Raw genomic sequence first — 17,957 nt, 5'->3', positions numbered from 1 at the left:
CAAACCGCAAATCCCTTTTCAGGCTGCTGCAAACCCCTGATGCAGCCTGAAACAAAGTTCAGCGAAGCCAAAACCCTTTTTTCCCAACCCTAAAAGGAACAGACCATGTCTCCCAAAAAGCTCACCCTTTCCGTTCTGCTTCTCTCCGCCAGCCTCGCCGCCCACGCGTATGAGAAAGACAAAACCTACCGCTTCACCGTGCTGCACAGCAACGACACGCACGGGCGCTTCTGGAAAAACGACAAAGGCGAATACGGCTTCTCCGTGCTCAAAACCGCCATCGACAACGTGCGCAAAGAAGTGGAAGCCCAAGGCGGCACCGTTATCCTACTGCATGCCGGCGACTTCAACACCGGCGTGCCCGAATCCGACCTGCAAAACGCCAAGCCCGACATCGAAGGGCTGAACGCCATGAAATTCGATGCCCTTGCGCTGGGCAACCACGAATTCGACAACCCCTTGCAGCTGCTAGACAAACAAGAACGCTGGGCAAAATTCCCCTTCTTGTCTGCCAACGTGCGCTATAAAAACGGCAAATATCTGGTGAAACCCTACACCATCATCAAACGCGGCGGCTTGAAATTCGCCGTGGTCGGGCTCACCACCGAAGACACCGCCAAGCTCGGCAACCCCGAATACTTGGGCAACGTTACCTTCCAGCCCGTGATTGAAGCCGCACGCGACATACTGCCCCAAGTCAACAAAGCCCAACCCGACGTGCGCATCGCGCTCACCCACATCGGCTACTACAACGACGGCAAACACGGACACAGCGCCCCCGGCGACGTAACCCTTGCCCGCAGCCTGCCCGCCAAATCGTTTGACATGATTATCGGCGGACACTCGCACACCCCCGTTTGCATCAACGAAGACGGCAGCCTGAAAACGCCTTATGTGCCCAACACCCCCTGCCGTCCCGACGTGCAAAACGGCACGCCCATCATGCAAGCGTATGAGTGGGGCAAATTCCTCGGTCGCGCCGACTTTGAATTCAAAAACGGCGAAACCAAGCTGGTCAGCTACCAACTCATCCCCTCCAACCTGAAACGCAAAGACGGCAGCTTCTACACCAGCGAAATCCCCGCCGACCCCAAACTGCAAGCGCATCTGAAAAAATACCAAGATGAAGGCGACAGAAAACTGAACATCAAAGTGGGCGAAACCACCGCCGCATTCGACGGCACGCGCGAGCTGGTCCGCAGCCAACAAATGCCCATCGGGCAACTGATTAACCGCGCCCAGCTAGAACGCACCCAAGCCGACTTCTCGCTGATGCAGGGCGGCGGCATCCGCGACACCATCCCCGCAGGCACCATCACCTACAAAACCGTGCTGAAAGTGCAACCGTTTGGCAACTTGCTGAGCGTGGTGCCGCTCACAGGCAAAGAAACCTTTGATTATTTGCAAGAAATCGTGTTTAAAGACAAAGGCTCGGGCGGCTACCCCCACCTAGCAGGCGTGTCGCTCACCTATTGCCCTGCCGATAAAACCATCGCCAATGTGAAAATCCAAGGCAAGCCGCTCAACCCAACGGCTACCTACCGCTTTGTGTTGCCCGACTATATCGCCGCAGGCGGCGACGGCTACCCCGTGCTGAAAACCCACACAGGCTTTGTGAAAACAGGCTTTGTGGATGCCGACACCACCAAAGTCTATTTCAGCAAACACTCGCCCGTGAACCCCGCCGATTATTCGCCCGATGGTTTGTTGGTAGAACAATGCCCCGCGCAATAATGCGGTGAAGCGTTTTCAGGCTGCCTCAAATAGATTAGGCAGCCTGAAAATACCATTCCCACAAAATCCCACCCATCCGAAAGGACACACTATGAAACCCAAACTCATCCCCGCCCTAATTGCCAGCGTATTCGCCCTAGCTGCCTGCGACCAAGCCGCCAACAACGCCCCCGCGCCCAGCGCGCCCGCCACAGCCAGCAGCAACGCCAGCGCAGCCAGTCAAACCAGCGAAACCGCCAGCGCAGCCAGTTCAACCGCCGAAGCCGCCAGCCAAGCCAGCGCAACCGCGCCCAAAGCCGATGGCAGCATGAGCACCGACATCCGCAAAGACAACATCGGCGGCGACTTCACGCTCACCGATGGCGACGGCAAACCCTTCGCCCTCAGCAGCCTGAAAGGCAAAGTGGTCGTGCTGTCGTTTGGCTACACCCACTGCCCCGACATCTGCCCCACCGAGCTACTCACCTACAACGACACCCTCAAACAACTGGGTGATGAAGCCAAAAACGTTGCCGTGGTATTCGTAAGCGTTGACCCCGACCGCGACACGCCCGAACTGATGAAACAATACGTCAAACAATTCAACCCCGCCTTCATCGGCTTAACCGACACCCAAGGCGGCAACGAAATCGCCCTGGCCAAACAACAATGGCGCATCATCTCCGCCAAAGCCGACATCAAATCCGAAAAACTCTACAACGTGGACCACTCGTCCGGCACCTACCTGCTGGACAAACAAGGCAACGCCGCCTACTTTGAACGCTTCGGCGCAGAAGCCCCGCAAATCGCCGCCGACATCAAAAAACTGCTTGCCGAATAACCACAAGGGCGTTCACACACGCCCTTTTTGCCTGATTTCAGGCTGCCCAATCCCCGCCAAAGGCAGCCTGAAAACAAGAGCAACGGGTTTTAGCGAAGCTAAAACGAGCGTAACAAATTTCAGCGCAGCCAAAACGAATAAAGCGCATGGCAGCAAAACCCCAATCCATTTGCACGCCGCCATCAAGCCCCGAAAGACCACCATGCCGCAACAGCTCACCATCGCCCTATCCAAAGGCCGCATCTTCGAAGAAACCCTGCCCCTGCTCGCCGCCGCAGGCATTGTGCCTAGCGAAGCCCCCGAAAACTCGCGCAAACTCATCATCCCCACCAACCACCCCAACATCCGCCTCGTTATCGTGCGCGCCAGCGACGTGCCCACCTATGTGCAATACGGCGCGGCCGACTTGGGCATTGCCGGCAAAGACGTGCTGATTGAACACGGCGGCGAAGGTCTATGCCAACCGCTAGACCTCAACATCGCCCAATGCCGCATGATGGTTGCCGTGCAAAAAGGCTTTGATTACGCCCACGCCTCGCAAGCAGGCAAACGCCTGCGCGTCGCCACCAAATACCCCAGCATCGCCGCCGAACACTTCGCCGCCAAAGGCGTGCACGTGGACATCATCAAACTCTACGGCTCCATGGAACTCGCCCCGCTGGTGGGATTGAGCGACTGCATTGTCGATTTGGTTTCCACCGGCAACACGCTCAAAGCCAACAACCTGGAAGCCGTGGAACACATCGCAAACATATCCAGCCGCCTGATTGTGAACAAAGCCGCGCTCAAAACCAAATACGCCCTGCTCAACCCCATTGTGGAAACGTTTGCCCGCGCAGTTCAAAGCTAGCCGCGCGCAAATCCATTGAGGCAGCCTGAAAACCGTTGCCCAACGCCTAACGCGGCAACGGCTCCTCGCCCAATGGCGCATAAAACAGCATGGTGCCAATTAGTTAAACTGCGGTTTCAGGCTGCCTGACTGTCAAGCACAAAACCCCAACCCCTTTTCAGGCTGCCCACCCCCATACATCCCGATAAAGATTACCCCCCATAAACAAGGAGTCCCACCATGCCCCACCTCCTGCTAGACCTCGCCAAATCTCCCGCGCCCAAACGCAAAATCCCCTTTGCCCACGCCAAAGTCGGCTTATTCGCCACCTTCAAAGCCGCCAAACGCATGATTACCCCCGAAGAACCGCACGGCATCTACGTTCTGCCGCGCAAAAAAGCCGCCCGCAGCATCGCCCAAGCCGCCGCCGACATCCTGCAACACCAGCCGCAAGCGCAAATCGCCATCGTGTCCCCGCGCAAAAAACTGCGCCCCTATCTGCACCAACTGCAAATCAAATACCCCCAAGCCCGCCTGTTGCACAAGAAAAAGCTCGGCAAAGCCGTCCGCCGATTTCTCAAACAAGCAAGGCAGCCTGAAAACCCGTTCGGCGAGGCCCCAAGCGAACAACGGCTGATTGAATACACCGCCCAAACCGTGCAGCAGGCCGTTGCCCAAATCATCCCGAGCGCGCCGCCCGCCGGCGCAGAATCCGCCCTTATCGCCACCGCCCTCGCCCTGCTGAAAAAAAACCATCCCAAGAAAAAACAAGACCTCCTGCGCCTGCTCACCGAGCGCAGCAACCCTGAACTTGCACAAGAAATGCTTGCCGAACTGCAAAGCGCAGGCAAAATCCACATCGATGCCGCCGAAAACGTGCGCTATCGGTAAAAACATCGCGCGGCGTTGCACAATAATCGGCAGCCTGAAACCTAAAATGGAACGGCGGTGGCTCGCCGCCAAATGGCATCCAACATCGTATTACGGGTTTGCCAAAATGTTGGCGAGCCGCGCTCCATTAGTTGCAGGTTTTACAAAGATTGCAGCCTGAAACCCGTTTTCAGGCTGCTTCAGACAAACCACCGCCCCGCCCCAACCCCATCTATCCCAAAGGAAACCCATGAACAATTACTACAAATTTCTCTGCCTCCCCTCCACCGCCGGCCTCACCGAAATCCAAAACCAGCTCAAACTCGCCGCCCAAAGCGGCAAAGTGCCGATTGAAATCCTGCACGAAATCCGCGACACCCTATACAACAGCGAAAAACGCCGCGCCTACGATGCCGCCTTGCGCCAAGCCGACCCCGCATTTTTCCAACCCAAGCCCAAAGCCCCCGCGCAAGCCGCCAACCGTCAGCCTGCCCAATCGCAAGCCCAGCCGCCGCAACGTTCCACCCAACAACGCCCCGCGCAAAACCCCTCGCCCCGCCGGCCGCAAAAACAAGCGCAATCCGCCCGCCGCGCCCTCGCCCCGTCCAACCGCGCCCCGCTGCTGTCCACGCGCAACATCGTCCTCGCCCTCTGCGCCCTCGCCATCCTCACATGGCTGCTGCCGTGGGCGAACACCCCGCTCAAAAGCTATGTGGGCGCATCGCTCAGCTTCCGCCTGCTGGCATGGGTGAACACCATCATCTTCGCCGCCACCGCCGCCAAAGTCTGGCTCGACGACAAGCAGGAAAAACCCACCGCCTACACCGAGCTGATGCTGGCCGCCCTATTCGCCCTGCTGATACACGCGCAATACTACCTGCGCCTCAAACCCTACTTTGAACGGCTGGGCACGCCGCATGAAGTCCTTAGCTACGGCATCGGCTTATACGCGCAAATCATCGTTACCCTGCTGATGCTGGGCTATGTGCTGTTTGCCAAAAAACTTGACCAATAGTATTTCACGCGACCAATAGTATTTCAGGCTGCCTCAACCATCAGGCAGCCTGAAAACCCTTTGAACAACCTTGCTCAAAATTTAAGCAACGCCAAATCTTCCCGCCCAATCAACACGCTATATCACTTATCCACACATTATCCCTGTGGAAAAACACAAACCCTGTGGGCGATTGCGGCGTATCCACCAAACCATCCTGCCCATCATTAGGCAGCCTGAAAATGGAACGTCGGCGGCTCGCCGACATCTTGCCAATCCATAAAGCCCCGTTAAACACACCATTTGGCAACGAGCCGTCGCCGCTCCACTTGGTTTTCAGGCTGCCTCACCCCAACAAAATCCCATCCCCATGATTCCATCCAGCTTTATCGACGACCTGCTCGCCAAAACCGACATCGTAGACATCATCGACCACTACGTCCCGCTCAAAAAAAGCGGCGCAAACTACATGGCGTGCTGCCCGTTTCACAAAGAAAAATCCCCCAGCTTCTCCGTCAGCCCCAGCAAACAGTTTTACCACTGCTTCGGCTGCGGCGCACACGGCTCCGCCATCGGCTTCATCATGGAACACCAAGGGCTCACCTTCCCCGAAGCTGTGCAACAGCTTGCCGACCGCGTAGGCATGAGCGTGCCACACGACAGCAACACGCAGCCTGAAAACGCCGCCGAACGCGCCGCACGCAAACAGCAGCAGCAAACGCTGGAAACCGCCGTGCAAGCCGCCGCCACCTTTTACGCGCAACAGCTGCCGCTTTCCGCCGCCGCCCAAGCCTATGCCACAGGGCGCGGTCTGTCGCCCGAAATCATCGCCCGCTACGGCATCGGCTACGCCCCCGACGGCTGGACACCGCTCGCTCAAGTGTTCCAGCCCTATCCCAACGGCGAACTCATCGCCAGCGGCATGGTCATCGACCAAGACGGCAAGCAATACGACCGCTTCCGCCACCGCCTGATGTTCCCCATCCGCAACATTTCAGGCAGCATCATCGGCTTTGGCGGGCGCGTATTAGATGACAGCAAACCCAAGTACCTCAATTCCCCCGACACCCCCCTGTTTGACAAAGGCAAAAACCTATACGGGCTATACGAAGCCCGCCAAGCCATCAAAGACGCAGGGCGCATCCTCGTGGTGGAAGGCTACATGGACACCGTTGCCCTCGCCCAATACGGCATCGGATACGCCGTCGCCGCACTCGGCACCGCCACCACCGCCGAACACATCAAAATCCTGTTTCGCCAAACCGACAACATCTATTTCTGCTTTGACGGCGACGCAGCAGGGCAAAAAGCCGCATGGCGCGCGCTAGAAAACGCCCTGCCCCAGCTCAAAGACGGCAAAAGCCTACATTTTCTCTTCCTGCCCGCCGAACACGACCCCGACAGCTTCGTGCGCCAATTTGGCAAAGAACGCTTTGAAGAAGCACTGTTGCACCAAAGCCGCCCCCTGTCTCAATACTTTTGGGACGCGCTCACCGCTGGTTTGGACCTCACCAGCCAAGAAGGCAAAGCCGAGCTGGTCAAACGCGCCGCCCCTCATCTCGCCCAAATCACCCAAGCCCCCACCCTAGCCTACCTGCTCAAACAAAATCTCAGCGAGCAAACAGGCATAGACCCCACCAATCTCGCCTATCTGATGGGGCAAGCCGCCCCGCAACGCCATGTTGCCGCCAAACGCTACACCCTCCCGCGCGAAAGTTTCAGGCAGCCTGAAACCACCACCCTCGTGCAACGCCAAATCCGCACCCTACTGCTCAACCCCCAATGGGCGGAACACGTCGCCATCCCCGACTACCTGCCCGCAGGGGGCGACATCGCCTGCCTGCTCGCCCTCGCCCACAGCTACCGCAGCCACCCCAGCATGACCGCCGCCCAAGCCATAGAACACTTCCGCGCCACCCCCTTTGCCACCACCATAGACCACATCTTCCGCCACGCCCTACAAAACCAAGAAGACCTCACCGACAGCAGCCCCGAAAAACAACAAGAGTTTCAAGACGGCATCGCCAAACTCATCACCGAGCTCAAAAACCACCAAATCAGCCAACTCAAACACCGCCTCACCCAGCCCGACATCAGCCCAGACGAACGCAAACGCCTCTCCCTGTTGATTGTGCAACTGCTGGCAATCAAGTAGGCAGAGCGATTGAGGCAGCCTGAAAACGCTAAATTGTGTTTTCAGGCTGCCTTAGGCGTAGGGTGTGTACCGCAGGTACGCACGCAGTTGAAACGCAACAAACAGCGTGCGCAGCCAAGCTGCACACCCTACAACGGATGGCAAACAACCCCATCACAAATAATGGTTTTCAGGCTGCCTCTGCTGTTTCCCCAAAGGCAGCCTGAAACGAAGTTCAGCGAAGCTAAACCCAAAAAAAGACCGAGCAAACTCACTCGCTCGGTCTTTCTCAATTCCCAAAAACTCAACGGTTTTGCGCTTTCTCTTTATATTGCAGCAACGCGCGGTCTAATTTATCCGCCATATTGTCAATCGCCGCATACATATTGTCGCCGTTTTCCGATGCCTCCACATGAAAATCCTTACCGGCCAAATGCACTTGCGCGGCGGCTTTGCTTTGCACTTTCTCCACAGAAAGCGTAATCGTTGCCGAAATCATGCCGTCGGTGTGGCGGGCGATGCGTTCTAATTTCTCGGTTACGCGCGCTTTGATGGCTTCGGTAACATCAAAATTGAGACCAGTGATTTTCAGATTCATAATGCAACTCCTTATCCAGAGTGGTTAGAAAAGGCAGCCTGAAAACGCCGCTGGGGCGTTGCCAAGCGCAAAAGAAACTCAATTATTCTCGGCGTTGTTGCACGGTGGGGATGCCCAGTTGTTCACGGTATTTGGCAACCGTGCGCCGCGCGATGTTGATGCCTTGCTGTTGCAGCAAGCGATGCAGTGAGCAATCGCTGTGGGGCTTCGTTTTGTCTTCATGTTCAACGATTTGCGCAATCACGGATTTGATGGCGTTGGCGCTGATGGCGTTGCCTGTTTCGCTGTCGTTGATGGCTGCATTTTGGCTGAAAAAATAGCGCAGCGCAAATAATCCTTGCGGGCAAGCCAGATACTTGTTGCTCACGGCGCGGGAGATGGTGGATTCGGCGAGTTCAAGATGCTTGGCGCAGTCTTTAAGCAGCATGGGCACTAAGCCTATCTCGCCAAAATAGAAGAAGTCTTGTTGATGGGCAAGGATGTATTCGGCAACGCGCAAGATGGTGCTTTTGCGCTGTTGCAGCATATCTATTTTTTGTTTTGCGCCGTTGATTTTTTCGCGCCAAATCGGGTCTAGGTTGCTTTCTTCTTGTAGGGCTTCGATGATTTCGGTGTTGATTTTGATTTGCGGCAGCGATTCTTCGTTGCTGATGGCATACCACTCGCCCTTGTCGTTCTTTTGCACGAACACATCGGGGCGAACGTATTGGGTGGGTTCTTCGCTGGCAAAGCCGTAAGAGGGATAGGGACGCAGGTTGGTGATGATTTCCAGCGCGTCGCGCAACACGGTTTCGCTGTATTCGGGCAGCAATTTGCTGAATCGGTTGAGATTTTTGGGCGTGTTTTGGGTGATTTGGTCTAGATGGCGGGTGATGATTTGCGCGGCGCAACGGCGTGCTTCGGATAGCGGCAGGCGGTCAAGCTGATAGAGCAGCGATTGGGTTAAATCGGGGGTGGCGATGCCTGCGGGGTCAAACGCGCGCAGGTGTTCCAGCGCGATTTCCATGTCGTCTTCTTCCAGCATCCATTCCAGCGGGGTGTGTTCTATGATTTCTTCTATGGATTCGGTGAGATAGCCTTTGTCGTCCAAAAAATCAATCAGAATATGCACGCGGGCGGCTTCGGATGGGGTGAGCGGGTGTTCGGCAACTTGTTTATGCAGATAGGCGTTGAGCGTTTCTTCTTGGGCGAGGTTTTCCCACGCGCTGCTGTCGTCGTCATCCAAGCTCACGCCGCGTTTGGCGATGTCTGCGGTGGTTTGGGGCGGCTCGTAGGTTTTTTCAGGCTGCTCTACGCGGTCAAGCAAAGGGTTGTCCGCCAGCCAGTCTTCCACTTCGCGCTCGATTTCAATACCCGACATTTGCAAAACGCGCAGCGATTGCTGCATGTTTTGGCTAAGCTGCTGGGTTTGCCTGAGTTTGAGTTGGATGTTGGTGCTGCTCATAGCGGTTGTTATGGTTGTCAGTAATCAAAATTTTCGCCTAGGTAAACGGCGCGGACTTGTTCGTTGTTCACCAGCTCTTCGGGTTTGCCGGTGGCAAGCACGGTGCCGTCGCTGATGATGTAGGCGCGGTCGCAGATGCGCAGGGTTTCGCGCACGTTGTGGTCGGTAATCAGCACGCCGATGCCGCGCTCTTTGAGAAATTCGATGATTTTTTGGATGTCTATCACGGCGATGGGGTCCACGCCGGCAAACGGTTCGTCCAGCAGGATAAAGCGCGGCTGCATGGCGAGCACGCGGGCGATTTCTACGCGGCGGCGTTCCCCGCCCGATAGCGCGGGCGCGGGGCTGTGGCGCAGGCGTTCAATGTTTAAATCGGCGAGTAGTTTGTTGAGCTGGGTTTCAATTTGGTGTTTATCGCGCAGGCGGATTTCTAGGATGGCGCGGATGTTTTGTTCCACCGTCATCTTGCGGAAGATGGAGGCTTCTTGCGGCAGATAGCCGATGCCTGCTTGGGCGCGTTGGTGGATGGGGCTGTGGCGCAGTTCTTCGCCGTTGAGCGTGATGCTGCCTGCATCGGCGGCAATCAGCCCGACTATCATGTAGAAGCTGGTGGTTTTGCCTGCGCCGTTGGGCCCGAGCAAGCCGATGACTTCGCCGCTTTGGATGTCTAGTGAGAAGTTTTTTACCACTTGGCGTTTTTTGAAGGCTTTTTGCAAGCCTGATACATGGAGATGGGCGGTTTTTTGGGGCATGACTTTGGCTCGGTGTGGGTTTTAGGCTGCCTTTGGGGGATGCGATGGCTGAGGCAGCCTGAAAAGAGTGTGGGACAAATAAAGAAACGATGTAGGGTGTGCGGTATCACTCACGCACCATTAAATGCAACCTTGCTAAACGGTGCGCATCCTACTGGTTAAGGCAGCCTGAAAACCGATTTGGCAAGGCTATTTTCGTTTCGCACCAACGCGCTGAATTCGTTTTCAGGCTGCCTATGCTTAGAACCTGTATTCACTATTCGCATAGGCATCTTTTATGCCCTAAAAACGCGGCTACTGCGTTAAAAATGCTCGCAAGGTGTCCAACCTTGCTGCGCTTTTTGCCTTGTATCCACGCTTTTATGTCATCAAATCTATCTATGGAAATAGTGAATATAGGTTCTTATTTTTTATCCGTTTTGGCGGTGGAGGGCTGGATAACAATATGCACGCGCGGGTTGTTTTTGCTGCCTGTGGCGTTGCCGCCCAGCACGGTATACACCTCGGTTTGCGTGTTGTAGCTGATGGCGTTGCCGGTGGCAACATCGCCGCCACGGCGCACTTTGGCGTTGCCCACCAGTTTCACGGTGTGGTTGGCGGAGGCGTATTCGGCTCTATCGCCCCAGCCTTCGGCGATGCCTTTGTTGTTGTCTAGCTCTTGGCGGAAGTAAACGGGGCTGCCTTGGGCATTCATGGTTTGGTTGCCGTTTTGGTCTTGCACCACGCGCACGGTGTTGGCGCGCATATTGAGCGTGCCTTGCGTGATGATGACGTTGCCGGTGAACACGGTTACTTGGTTTTTTTGGTCCAACGAGCCTTGGTCGGCATCAATGGAGATGGGCTGCTGGCGGTCGCTTTCTAGGGCATGGGCGTTCAGGCTGCCTAGGGCAAGCGCGGCGGCAAGGAGTGTAGTTTTAAGGGCGTTTGAGGTCATAGATTTGTGCTTTCACTTTGGATTTTAGGTTGAGCAAGCCGTTTTTGTTGTCGTAGGTTAAGCCTGTTGCCGTGCCGTGGGAGCGTCCGTATTCGTATTGCACGGGGGCATCGGTTTCGGCGATTTCGGTTTGGGTGTCCACATTCAAATAATCGGTTACGACTTTGCCTGCGGGGCGTTCGGCATCGGGGGTTTTGGTGAGCACCACGTTTTGTTCAAAAAAGACTTTTTTGCTTTCTATTTCGTAGCGCGCGGTTTGGCTGGACACGGTGTATTGCTCGTTGTTTTCGCGGTAGGTTTTGAGCGTGGGTTGTTGGAAATAAACGTTTTTTTGGTCGGGCAACTGCCATGCCAGCGGGGCGGTTAGGTCTTGATTCAGGCTGCCTGAAATGTCGTAGCGCTTGCCGTGGATTTGCGTCATGGTGTATTGCGGCTTGGCGGGGTCCAGCTTCACGGCTTCAATCACCACTTCGCTCACGCGCCCGAGCCACGCGGTTAAGCCGCCCAAAATCAGGGCAAGCGCAAGGGGAAAGACAAGGCTGCGAAATCGGTTCATTTGGTGTACTCGGCGAGCGCATCGCTCAATGTGTTTTGGGCGTGCATAATCAGGTCGGTTACTTCGCGCACCGCGCCGAAACCACCGCTTTTCCGGGTGGTGTAGAGCGCGTGTTCTTTCACATAGCTGTGGGCGTTGGCAACGGCGAACGGGAAGCCGCAGCGGGTCATCACGGGCAGGTCAATCACGTCGTCGCCCACAAAGGCGCATTGTTGCGCGGCGATTTGGGTTTGGGCGCAGAGTTGTGCGAAGGCTTGCTGTTTGTTTTCCACGCCGTGCAGATAGTGGTTGATACCGAGCTGGGCAGCGCGGTGGGCGACGGCGGGGTCGTTGCGGGCGGTGATGATGGCGGTTTGCACGCCTGTTTGGTGCAACATTTTGATGCCGTGCCCGTCTAGCGTGTTGAATGCTTTGATGATTTCGCCGTTGCCGCCGATGAAGAGTTGCGCGCTGGTGAGCACGCCGTCCACGTCTAAGATAAGGAGTTTGATGTCGCGCAGGCGTTGTTGGCGTTCGGGAGAAAGGGGGGTAAACATGGTTTGAGGCAGCCTGAAAATGATATTTTGGACATTCTAACAGATTGGGGCGGGAATAAGCATTTTTTGTGCCAAACGTTGATGGGGGATGGTAAAGTTTTCAAGGGGGTCTTGGACAATGAGCCGTCGCTACGCCATTAAGGCAGCCTGAAAATGGGTTAGTGCATTATGGTTGGCTTTTGGGTGTGGTTTTAACCATGCGTCTCATGCCGACGGGGCACTTACTTTTCTTTGCTTCGCCAAAGAAAAGTAAGTAAAAGAAAGGCGACCCCGACGTGCAGGTTCGCTGCGCGAACTACCCTCACTCTGCATCCTTTTTTCGGCGCGTGCGAACTAGTCGCACTTCGTGCGCCGTCGAACAAGCGCACGCTTTTTCCCGAAAAAAGGATGCTGCGTTCGGCTGGACGTAGGGGAGAGTGGCAGCAGCATTAAACATTTGTGAAGCGTTAGGCAGCCTGAAATTCAATTCATCCAGTAAAAAACCGAGTGGCAGAACATCAAGCAATTTTGTGTTTTCAGTAAAACAGTATGCGCAACGAAGCTGCACACCCTACGGCTATTTCTCAAAGGCAGCCTGAAAATATGCAAACCGCAGCGTTACGCAATCTCCATCGGCGCAAACGATTTCACCACATCGTCCACGGCTTTCACGCGCGCGAGGAAGTCTTCCAGCTGGGCGAGCGGCAAGGCGGATGCACCGTCGCACTTGGCTTGGCTGGGATTGGCGTGGCTTTCTAAAAATAAGCCTGCTAAGCCTGTTGCCATGCCGGCCAGCGCAAGGTCTAGCACTTGGCTGCGCCGTCCGCCTGATGCGGCTGCGCCGCTTTCGCGCTGTTGCAGCGAGTGGGTTACGTCAAAAATAATGGGCAGGTTGCCACAGGTTTTTTTCATCACGCCAAAGCCGAGCATATCCACCACCAGATTGTCGTAGCCGAACTGCGCGCCGCGCTCGCATAGGATGACTTTATCGTTGCCGGCTTCGTGGAATTTTTCCACGATGTTTTTCATTTGGCTGGGGCTGAGAAATTGGGGTTTTTTGACGTTGATGACGCGATCTGTTTTTGCCATGGCGGTTACCAAATCGGTTTGGCGGGCGAGGAAGGCGGGCAGTTGCAGGATGTCGCACACTTCGGCAACGGGGGCGCATTGGTGCGGCTCGTGCACATCGGTAATGATGGGGCAGCCAAATTCTTGTTTGACTTTGGCGAAGATGCGCAAGCCTTCGTCTAGCCCCACGCCTCGATAGGAGTGGATGGACGAGCGGTTGGCTTTGTCAAACGATGCTTTGAAGATGAAGGGGATGCCGAGTTTTTGCGTTACTTGGATGTAGTGTTCGGCGGCGTGCAGCGTGCTGGTTAGGTCTTCTAGCACGTTGATGCCGCCAAAGAGTACAAATGGGGCTTGGTTGTTTAGGGTGATGTTGTGGTGGGAAAGCATGGGGTGTCCTTTGGGTTGGGTTTTGCGCTTGAAGCCGTTTTCAGGCTGCTTAATCGCTGTATGTGCCGGTTACGCTGGCTGTGGCGAGGATGTGCCCTTGCATGGCGTAGTGCAGGTCGTTGTAGCGGAAGCCTTGCGGCAGGTTGAGCTGGGTGTCCAGCGCGTACACGGTTAAGTCATAGCGGTGCGGGCAGTTGGGCGGTGTCATGCCGCCGTATGCGCTGGCTTCGGCGATACTGAGTTCGCCCAACACGCTTGCCCACGAGTTTGCGCCTTGGGTGTAGCCTTGCGCGGCGATGCTGTCGTTTTCAGGCACGCTGGTGGCGGTTAAATCGGCGATGAGCCAATGTATCCACACAAAGCCTACGGCAGTAACCGCGTCTTTGTCGTCCAGCACCACGGCATAGGATTGCGTGCCTGCGGGCGCGCCGCTGATGCTAAATGGGATGGAGCGGCTGGGCATGCCGTTGGGGCTGAAATCGCTGCCGCGTTTGCCAAAGCGGTCGTGGAATACGCCGTTTTCTATGGCGGTGGTGTGAACTTGCATGGTGGGTCTCCTTATGATGATTAGGCTGGACTGAATCGGTTTTCAGGCTGCCTTAAGGGAAATCATAGGCAGCCTGAAAACAGGAAAACGCGTTTCAGGCGGCCCTTGGCGGGGCAAGTTTAGCCGCGAATTTTCGCCAGCGTTTTGGTGGTGGACGTTTGATGCAAAAACGGAATGCTGTGTACGCTGCCGCCGCGCGCCAAAGTTTCCGCCGCGCCGACGATGTTTTCAGGCTGCCAATCGCCGCCTTTCACCAACACATCGGGCTGAACCAGCGCAATCAAATCGGCAGGCGTATCGCTGTCAAACCACGTTACCAAATCCACGCTGGCGAGCGCCGCCGCCACCGCCGCGCGGTTTGCCAGCGAATTGATGGGGCGGTCATCGCCCTTGCCCTGCCGTTTCACCGACGCATCGGTGTTCAACGCCAGCACCATGCTCGCCCCCAACGCGCGGGCTTGGGCAAGGTAAGTAACGTGTCCGCGATGCAGGATGTCAAAGCAGCCGTTAGTAAACACCAGCGGGCGCGGCAACTGCGCCAGCGCGGCGGATAATTGCTCGGGCGCGACGATTTTTTGTTCAAATTGGGGCGGGGCGTAAGCAGTCATGATGGCTCCTGATGAGGGGATGAAAAATAAAAGGCGTATTTTAGCGGCAGAACGGGGGTTTAGGCAGCCTGAAAGTTGGCTGCGCATTCAATCCGCAATCTTTGCGAAGCCCGTAAGCATTGGGGCAACTGTTGCTCTATATCGCGTTTCAGGCTGCCTTTCCGCCGCCACAAAACAAAAACCGCGCTACCCAAGCAACGCGGTTTTGTTCCGACTATTTAGCGGTTTCCACCTGAACCATTTCCACCGCAAGCACCGCGGTTTCCACGCGCGGCACATCGCTGCGGCGCAAACGGGGTTCGGGCGCGGGTTGCCCGCGTTCGGCTTCGGCTGCCAGCGCGGCGGCATCGGTTTCCACAAACTGCAAACCCGATGCGGCAACGATTTCGGCAAGGTTGAACGACGAAGCAGACCGGGCGGCAGCCACTTGTGCGGGCGAAACGGTTTCGGTTTCCGCCGCAACCGCTTGCGTTGCGCTTAGCTGCGTTTCATCCGCCGTATCCGCCGTTTTCAGGCTGCCCGATTCGGCTGCGCTGGAAACAGCATCCGCTGCCTCAACCGCTTGCGGCGCGGCGGCATCCGTTTCTGCCCCCGCTTCACCGCGTTCGGTTTTCAGGCTGCCGTGCAACACGGTGATTTGCGCCTGTTCCACATAAGCACTCGCTCGGGCAACCACGGCATCTTCTGTTGCCGCCATGCTTTCCGCCGCCATTTCGGCACTTTCGGTTTTCAGGCTGCCCACTTCGTCATCCGCAGCCAAACGGCTGGGCGGCACTTTGCCCGCTTCAATCGCCAACACATGCGCCACGGCTGCGCGCACGCGCTGGGCAATCGCGGCTACCGAATCAGGCGCAGGCGCAACGGTTACGCGCACGGCATCGCCTTGTTTTTGCGGACGGCGGCGGCGTTTGTTTCCACCCGCGTTGTCAGGGCTTTCGCTGCGTCCATCATCGCCCAAGCGCACCACCACAGGTTTTTGCTTGCGGTTACGGCTGGATTTTTTGCCGCTCTCTTTTTCAGGCTGCCCTTGTGCTTCGGCAACTTGGGCAACGTTGGCAACGCTGTTGTCTGCCGCTGCATCCGCCGCTTGGTTGGCGTTTGCTTGATTGCGGTTACGACTGCGCTGCTCGCCTTTGTTGCGGCTGTTGCGCGGTTCTTTTTCCGCTTTGGCGGTCGCGTTTTCAGGCTGCATCAAGGCTTTGGCTTCGGCGTTTTCCTCATTGGCAGCGGTGTTGGCATTGCGTCCACGCGAATTTTTGCGCTCGCCGTTGTTGCCATTGCTGCTGTTGCCATTGTTATTGGCATTGCCGTTGGCGGATTTTTCTTCGCTGCTTTCGCGGCGTTTATTGCGGCGGTTGCTGCGTTTATTGCTTGTACCGCCGCTGCGTTCGTTGCGGCTAGATGATTTTTTCGCGGGCGCGGCAGGTTCGCCTGCATCGCCGCCAAACAGTTTTTTCAGCCAGCCTTTAAAGCTCTCCCACCAAGATTGGCTGCTGCTTGCCACCACAGGCGGCGGCGAAGCGTGATGCACGCCTTTCACTGCGGGCTCGGGGTGCATGGCTTTTTCGCCTTTTTTGTTGGCAAAGGGCACGGTTTCGCTGCTTTCAGGCTGCGTTACGCGCTTGTAGCTGGGCGCGGCGTTGTCGTCCAAATCGTCCACGCGAATGCGCGAAATTTCGTAGTGCGGGTTTTCCAAATGCGGATTGGGAATCAGGAACACCGACACGTCCAGCCGCTCTTCCATGCCAAACAATTCGGCGCGTTTTTCGTTGAGCAAGAAAGTCGCCACATCAACAGGCACTTGTGCGTGCACTTCGCCCGTGTTTTCTTTCATCGCCGCGTCTTGAATCAGGCGCAAAACGTGCAGCGCGGTGGATTCGATGCTGCGAATCACGCCTGTGCCTGCGCAGCGTGGGCAAGCGATGTGGCTGGATTCTGCCAGCGCGGGCTGCAAGCGTTGGCGCGACAATTCCAGCAAGCCAAATTTGGACAATTTGCCCATTTGCACGCGCGCGCGGTCGCGTTTGAGCGCGTCTTTCAGCGTGTTTTCCACTTCGCGCTGGTGCTTGGCGTCTTCCATGTCAATGAAGTCAATCACCACCAAGCCGCCCAAGTCGCGCAGGCGCATTTGGCGGGCGACTTCTTCCGCCGCTTCCATGTTGGTGCGAAATGCGGTTTCTTCGATGTCTGCGCCGCGTGTGGAGCGGGCGGAGTTCACGTCCACCGACACCAAGGCTTCGGTGTGGTCAATCACAATCGCGCCGCCGCTGGGCAGCGTTACTTCGCGCGAGAACACGGTTTCAATTTGCTGCTCAATTTGCAAACGCGAAAAGAGCGGAATATGGTCGTCATACAGTTTCAGCCTGCCTAAATTATTGGGCATCACATAGCTCATAAATTCAGACACTTGCTCGTAAACTTCTGGGTTGTCCACCAGAATTTCGCCGATGTCGGGGCGGAAATAATCGCGGATGGCGCGAATCACCAACGAACTTTCCATAAACAGCAAATAAGGCTCGGGATGAGCAGCCGCGGCTTCTTCAATGGCACGCCAAAGTTGCAATAAATAGTTGAAATCCCAAGCCAATTCTTCGGATGTGCGCCCGATGCCTGCGGTGCGGGCAATCAGGCTCATGCCGTGTGGCACATCCAATTGCGCCATCGCTTCTTTCAACTCAGCGCGGTCTTCGCCTTCAATGCGGCGCGATACGCCACCGCCGCGCGGGTTGTTGGGCATCAACACCAAATAACGCCCTGCTAGGCTGATGTAGGTGGTCAGTGCCGCGCCTTTGTTGCCGCGCTCGTCTTTTTCCACTTGCACAATCACCTGCATGCCTTCTTTGAGCACGTCTTGGATGCGAACTTTGCCGCCTTCGTAGTCTTGAAAATAGGCGCGGGAGACTTCTTTAAACGGCAAAAAGCCGTGTCTGTCCATGCCGTAATCCACAAAGCAGGCTTCCAGCGATGGCTCAATGCGGGTGATGGTGCCTGTGTAAATATTGCCTTTACGTTGCTCTTTGCCGAGCGTTTCAATGTCTAGGTCAATCAGGGTTTGACCGTCCACAATCGCCACGCGCAATTCTTCTGCTTGGCGGGCGTTAAATAGCATTCTTTTCATTTGTTTTTAGTACCTTATAGATGGCGGCACTTTGAGATAATCAGTT

Annotated in this window: 17 protein-coding genes; 7 read left to right on the top strand and 10 right to left on the bottom strand. The window is 56.2% G+C overall.

The features are described from left to right. The first annotated feature begins 105 nt into the window (after window positions 1–105). From ushA to dnaG, 7 genes are all read left to right on the top strand, one after another. Entirely contained in the window at window positions 106–1,734 is a 1,629-nt protein-coding gene (ushA, locus tag H3L93_RS03415) for a bifunctional UDP-sugar hydrolase/5'-nucleotidase UshA (protein WP_003796881.1), read from the top strand. 91 nt (window positions 1,735–1,825) lie between these two features. Continuing rightward, the gene (locus tag H3L93_RS03410; RefSeq protein WP_003796884.1) at window positions 1,826–2,554 is read left to right on the top strand and encodes an SCO family protein; all 729 of its coding nucleotides are present in this window, start codon (window positions 1,826–1,828) and stop codon (window positions 2,552–2,554) included. A 202-nt stretch (window positions 2,555–2,756) separates the two neighbouring features. Next, entirely contained in the window at window positions 2,757–3,404 is a 648-nt protein-coding gene (gene hisG, locus H3L93_RS03405; RefSeq protein WP_003796887.1) for an ATP phosphoribosyltransferase, read from the top strand. Window positions 3,405–3,623: 219 nt separating this feature from the next. Continuing rightward, on the top strand, window positions 3,624–4,274 hold the full coding sequence (locus tag H3L93_RS03400; RefSeq protein WP_003796889.1) for a hypothetical protein: 651 nt from the start codon (window positions 3,624–3,626) through the stop codon (window positions 4,272–4,274). 229 nt (window positions 4,275–4,503) lie between these two features. Beyond that, on the top strand, window positions 4,504–5,268 hold the full coding sequence (locus H3L93_RS03395) for a J domain-containing protein (RefSeq protein ID WP_003796893.1): 765 nt from the start codon (window positions 4,504–4,506) through the stop codon (window positions 5,266–5,268). Between the two features lie 164 nt (window positions 5,269–5,432). Next, a complete protein-coding gene (locus tag H3L93_RS03390) occupies window positions 5,433–5,621 on the top strand; it encodes a hypothetical protein (RefSeq protein WP_003796894.1) in 189 nt (62 codons plus the stop codon). Beyond that, window positions 5,618–7,402, top strand: coding sequence for a DNA primase (gene dnaG, locus H3L93_RS03385; protein ID WP_003796896.1), 1,785 nt, complete (start codon window positions 5,618–5,620; stop codon window positions 7,400–7,402). The genes H3L93_RS03390 and dnaG overlap by 4 nt, the downstream gene beginning before the upstream one ends. Window positions 7,403–7,685: 283 nt before the next feature. Here the strand turns inward: dnaG and hpf are convergent, their stop codons facing one another. The 10 genes from hpf to H3L93_RS03335 all read right to left on the bottom strand — a co-directional run bounded on the left by hpf (window position 7,686) and on the right by H3L93_RS03335 (window position 17,911). Beyond that, complete coding sequence (gene hpf / locus H3L93_RS03380) at window positions 7,686–7,979, bottom strand: ribosome hibernation-promoting factor, HPF/YfiA family (protein ID WP_003796899.1); 294 nt, start codon at window positions 7,977–7,979, stop codon at window positions 7,686–7,688. Between the two features lie 82 nt (window positions 7,980–8,061). Further along, the gene (rpoN, locus tag H3L93_RS03375) at window positions 8,062–9,423 is read right to left on the bottom strand and encodes an RNA polymerase factor sigma-54 (protein WP_003796901.1); all 1,362 of its coding nucleotides are present in this window, start codon (window positions 9,421–9,423) and stop codon (window positions 8,062–8,064) included. 17 nt (window positions 9,424–9,440) lie between these two features. Next, complete coding sequence (gene lptB / locus H3L93_RS03370; RefSeq protein WP_003796903.1) at window positions 9,441–10,175, bottom strand: LPS export ABC transporter ATP-binding protein; 735 nt, start codon at window positions 10,173–10,175, stop codon at window positions 9,441–9,443. Between the two features lie 403 nt (window positions 10,176–10,578). Then, on the bottom strand, window positions 10,579–11,109 hold the full coding sequence (gene lptA, locus H3L93_RS03365; protein ID WP_003796906.1) for a lipopolysaccharide transport periplasmic protein LptA: 531 nt from the start codon (window positions 11,107–11,109) through the stop codon (window positions 10,579–10,581). Next, window positions 11,090–11,665, bottom strand: coding sequence for an LPS export ABC transporter periplasmic protein LptC (lptC, locus tag H3L93_RS03360; RefSeq protein WP_003796909.1), 576 nt, complete (start codon window positions 11,663–11,665; stop codon window positions 11,090–11,092). The genes lptA and lptC overlap by 20 nt, the downstream gene beginning before the upstream one ends. Beyond that, window positions 11,662–12,201 carry a KdsC family phosphatase gene (locus tag H3L93_RS03355; protein WP_003796912.1) on the bottom strand — a complete coding sequence of 180 codons (540 nt, stop codon included), beginning with the start codon at window positions 12,199–12,201 and terminating at the stop codon, window positions 11,662–11,664. The genes lptC and H3L93_RS03355 overlap by 4 nt, the downstream gene beginning before the upstream one ends. A gap of 597 nt (window positions 12,202–12,798) precedes the next feature. Then, window positions 12,799–13,638, bottom strand: a complete 840-nt coding sequence (gene kdsA / locus H3L93_RS03350) for a 3-deoxy-8-phosphooctulonate synthase (RefSeq protein ID WP_003796918.1) — start codon at window positions 13,636–13,638, stop codon at window positions 12,799–12,801. A gap of 49 nt (window positions 13,639–13,687) precedes the next feature. Continuing rightward, entirely contained in the window at window positions 13,688–14,185 is a 498-nt protein-coding gene (locus H3L93_RS03345) for a YbhB/YbcL family Raf kinase inhibitor-like protein (RefSeq protein WP_003796921.1), read from the bottom strand. A gap of 119 nt (window positions 14,186–14,304) precedes the next feature. Then, window positions 14,305–14,793, bottom strand: coding sequence for an adenylyltransferase/cytidyltransferase family protein (locus H3L93_RS03340; protein ID WP_003796923.1), 489 nt, complete (start codon window positions 14,791–14,793; stop codon window positions 14,305–14,307). A gap of 214 nt (window positions 14,794–15,007) precedes the next feature. Beyond that, entirely contained in the window at window positions 15,008–17,911 is a 2,904-nt protein-coding gene (locus tag H3L93_RS03335) for an Rne/Rng family ribonuclease (RefSeq protein ID WP_003796926.1), read from the bottom strand. Window positions 17,912–17,957: the final 46 nt, after the last annotated feature.

Origin of the sequence: Kingella oralis, assembly GCF_014054985.1 — a bacterium.
Lineage (GTDB): Bacteria > Pseudomonadota > Gammaproteobacteria > Burkholderiales > Neisseriaceae > Kingella_B > Kingella_B oralis.
Note: the sequence above shows the minus strand (reverse complement) of the source record. Positions and strands in the feature narration are given on the sequence as shown.